This is a genomic window from Bacteroides sp. AM54-2NS, from assembly GCF_003602935.1.
In the GTDB taxonomy this organism is placed as follows: Bacteria; Bacteroidota; Bacteroidia; order Bacteroidales; family Bacteroidaceae; genus Bacteroides; species Bacteroides xylanisolvens.
This window is the reverse complement of record NZ_QTMZ01000160.1, coordinates 1-506: the sequence shown is the minus strand read 5'-3', so window position 1 is coordinate 506 and position 506 is coordinate 1. Positions and strand designations below refer to the sequence as shown.

1 pseudogene is annotated in these 506 nt (G+C 55.3%); it reads left to right on the top strand.

Features of this window, described 5'->3' with window-relative positions:
- Positions 1 to 162: 162 nt before the first annotated feature.
- Positions 163 to 506: pseudogene (locus DXA05_RS26300) on the top strand (hypothetical protein); the annotation flags it as partial.

The following is a 506-nucleotide window of genomic DNA, read 5'->3' as shown; positions in this document are numbered from 1 at the left end:
TGGACGGACAACTGGTTTGTCCAAGCGGCAGGAGGAACTACGGTCTTCCTCGGCAAACCGCTCGGATGCAACGACCTATTCGGTCGCATGAAACCGGCATTCTCCGTGTCGATCGGCAAATGGTTCACACCTTCCGTCGGCGGTCGTCTGAACTATGGCGGTATGCAGTTCAACGACTGCAACAACTCCTCGCAGGACTACCAGTACCTTCGTGCTGATTTCATGTGGAATGTCCTCGGCAACCTCTACAAGGACGATGTACACACCCTTGCCCGATGGTGTGTCATTCCATACGTGGGCGTGGGTATGCTGCACAACAAGGTGAATGCCCACAAGCCCTTTACCATTTCCTACGGCATACAGGGGCTGTATCATCTCTCCCCACGCATTGCTGTTACGGCAGAGATAGGCAACATGACCACCATGCAGGATTTTGACGGCTATGGCAAGGCACACCGCCTTGGCGACCATCTGCTGTCCGCATCCCTCGGCCTCTCTGTCCGCAT